The following is a 3,616-nucleotide window of genomic DNA, read 5'->3' as shown; positions in this document are numbered from 1 at the left end:
CAGTGCGCGGACGGCCTGTTCGTGCCGGCGCTGCGCAAGGATCGGCCCGAGGTGCCGGCGTTGTTGTCAGCACTGGCGGCGTCTCACAGCGGTGGTGTGGATCTGGACTGGGAGTCCTTCTTCGCCGGTCGCGGTGCGAGCGTGGTGGACCTGCCCACGTACCCGTTCCAGCATGAGCACTACTGGCTGCGGCCGGCGGCGGCCACCGGCGACGTGAGCTCGGCCGGCCTGTCCGCCGCCGAACACCCCCTGCTCGCCGCGGTCGTCACCGTGCCCGGCTCCGCCGAGACCGTGCTCACCGGGCGCATCTCCACCGGAACGGTGCCGTGGCTGGCCGACCACGAGGTGCTCGGCACCGTGCTGTTCCCCGGCACCGGCTTCGTCGAACTCGCCGTCCGCGCCGGCGACGAGGTCGGCTGCGGACACCTCGAGGAGCTCACCCTTCAAGCCCCGCTCGCGCTGGACGAGCACCGGTCCGTCGTGCTGCGGGTGGTCGTCGGCGCCGAGGACGCCGGGCGGCGCCCGGTCACCGTCTACTCCCAGGCCGACGAGACCTGGATCTCCCACGCCACCGGCCTGCTCGGCGCCGGCGGCGCCGCGCCGGTCATCGACGCGCAGTGGCCGCCCGCCGGCGCCCTGCCGGTGTCCGTGGACGACCTCTACCCGTCGTCGGCCGAGCAGGGCTTCGCGTACGGCCCCGCCTTCCGCGGGCTGCGGGCGGCCTGGCGGCACGGCACCGACGTCTTCGCCGAGGTGAACCTCCCCGACGACACCACCGCACAGGGGTACGGGCTGCACCCCGCCCTGCTCGACGCCGCCCTGCACGCCATCGGGCTCGGCGAGTTCTTCCCCGACGACGGCCGGGCCCGGCTGCCGTTCGCCTGGACCGGCGTCACCCTGCACGCCACCGGCGCCACCGCGCTGCGGGTCCGGCTCAGCCCGGCCGACGGCGACGCCGTCGCGCTGAGCATCACCGACCCGGCCGGTGCGCCGGTCGCCACCGTCGAGGCCCTCACCTTCCGTGCCGTCGCCGCCGACCAGCTGAACGTGCGACCCCGGCACACCTACCGGGTGGAGTGGGTCGCGCCGAACCCGGCGCCCGTCGCCTGGGTCGGCACGGTGGCCGTGCTCGACGCCGCCGCGGACCTAGACGGCGTGGCCGGTGCGCCGGACGCCGTCGTCCTGGAGGTGCCGGGCGCCGACTCCGCACAAACCGCGGTTGCCACGATGCTCGCCACTGCGCAGCGCTGGCTGGCCGACGAGCGCTTCGCCACGTCCCGCCTGATCGTGGTCACCCACGGCGCGGTGGCGGTCGACGGCCCCGTCGAGGACTTGGCGAACGCGCCGCTGTGGGGCCTGATCCGGTCCGCGCAGAACGAGAACCCCGACCGGTTCGTGCTGCTCGACGCCGACGGGTCGCTGCCCGGCGAACTGCTCGGCGCGGCACTCGCCGCCGGGGAGCCCGAGCTCGCCGTCCGCGGCGGGGACCTGTTGGTGCCTCGCCTGGTCCGGGTCGTGACGACCCCCGCCGGGACACCCTTCGACGCCGATTCGACCGTGCTGGTCACCGGCGGCACCGGGGCGCTGGGTGCGCTGGTGGCCCGGCACCTGGTCGCCCGGCACGGCGTACGCCGGCTGGTGCTGACCAGCCGCCGCGGCCCGGCCGCCCCCGGCGCCGCCGAGTTGCGGGACGAACTCGCCGCGGCCGGCGCCGAGGCGGCCCTGGTGGCGTGCGACATCGCGGACCGGGACGGCGTCGCCGCGCTGCTCGCGGCGTACCCGGTGACGGCCGTGGTGCACACCGCCGGTGTGCTGGACGACGGGGTGCTCACCGGGCTGAGCCCGGAGCGGCTGGCGGCCGTGCTGCGGCCCAAGGTCGACGCGGCCGCCCACCTGGACGAGCTGACCCGGGAGCTGCCGCTGACCGCGTTCGTGCTCTTCTCGTCGGCGGCCGGCGTGTTCGGCAACCCCGGGCAGTCCAACTACGCCGCCGCCAACACCTACCTGGACGCGCTCGCCGGCCGCCGCCGGGGGGCGGGGCTGCCCGCCACGTCGATCGCCTGGGGACCCTGGGCGACCGAGCGCAGCGCGATGACCGGCGCCCTCGGCGACACCGACCGCGGCCGGATGACCCGGTCCGGCGCGCTCGCCCTGTCCGCCGCCGACGGCCTCGACCTGTTCGACCGGGCCGCCGCCGGTGCCGACCCGATGCTGATCGCGATGCGGCTGGACACCGCCGCCATGCGCGGCGCCGACGTGCCGCCGGTGCTGCGCTCGCTGGTGCGTACCACCGCCCGCCGCGCCGCGGGCACCGCCGACCCGGCCGCCCCGGCGCTTCCCCCGCGCCTGGATCTCATCCTGGAGGTCGTCCGCACCGAGGTCGCGCGGGTGCTGGGGTTCGGTTCGGCGGCGCAGGTGGACGTGGCGGCGGCGTTCTCGGATCTGGGTTTCGACTCGTTGACGGCGGTGGAGTTGCGGAACCGTCTGGTGGCGGTCTCGGGTCTGCGGTTGCCGGCGACGCTGGTGTTCGACTATCCCTCGCCGGAGGCGCTGGCCCGTTTCCTGCTGGGCGAGGCGGGCGGTGCGGCGACGATCGAGGTCCGGGAGCGTCTCGTCGACTCCGACGAGCCGATCGCGATCGTCGGCATGTCGTGCCGGTATCCGGGCGGTGTGTCGTCGCCGGAGCAGCTCTGGGATCTGCTGGTCTCAGGCGGGGACGGTATCTCGGACTTTCCGACGGATCGTGGCTGGGAGCTGTCGTCGCTGTTCAGCGATGATCCGTCGCGGGCGGGCACGTCGTATGTGCGCGAGGGCGGGTTCCTGGCGGATGCGGCGTTGTTCGATCCGGCGTTCTTCGGGATCAGCCCGCGTGAGGCTGTGGCGATGGATCCGCAGCAGCGGCTGCTGCTGGAGGCCTCCTGGGAGGTCTTCGAACGCGCCGGCATCGACCCCACCTCGGTACGCGGCTCCCGCACGGGCGTCTTCGCCGGGGTGATGTACCACAACTACGCGGCCTGGCTGGCCGAGATCCCCGAGGAGGTCGAGGGCTTCCTCGGCACCGGGGCGTCCTCCAGCGTGGTCTCCGGCCGCGTGTCGTACGTTTTCGGCCTGGAGGGCCCGGCCGTCACCGTGGACACGGCCTGCTCTTCGTCGCTGGTCGCGATGCACCTGGCGGCCCAGTCGCTACGCCGCGGCGAATGCGGCCTGGCCCTCGCGGGCGGCGTCACGGTGATGCCCACGCCGGACACCTTCATCGGCTTCTCCCGCCAGCGGGGGCTGGCCGCCGACGGCCGGTGCAAGTCGTTCGCGGCCGCCGCGGACGGCACCGGCTGGGGCGAGGGCGTCGGCGTGCTCCTGCTGGAGCGGCTGTCGGACGCGCGTGCCAACGGGCACCGGGTGCTGGCGGTGATCAGCGGCAGCGCGGTGAACCAGGACGGCGCCTCCAACGGTCTGACGGCGCCGAACGGTCCGTCGCAGGCGAGGGTGATCCGCGCGGCGCTGGAGAGCGCGGGATTGTCCATGTCGGACGTGGACGCGGTGGAGGCACACGGCACGGGCACGACGCTGGGCGATCCGATCGAGGCGCAGGCGTTGCTGGCGACGTACGGGCAGGGTC

1 protein-coding gene is annotated in these 3,616 nt (G+C 74.8%); it reads left to right on the top strand.

All coding sequences use genetic code 11. The features are described 5' to 3' along the window. Positions 1-3,616 (top strand): type I polyketide synthase (locus AB0B58_RS42190; RefSeq protein WP_360237012.1); only part of this gene is annotated, 3,616 nt, incomplete at both ends.

It is taken from the genome of Actinoplanes sp. NPDC049118, from assembly GCF_040648555.1.
GTDB lineage: Bacteria > Actinomycetota > Actinomycetes > Mycobacteriales > Micromonosporaceae > Actinoplanes.
This window is presented reverse-complemented; position numbering and strand designations above follow the sequence as displayed.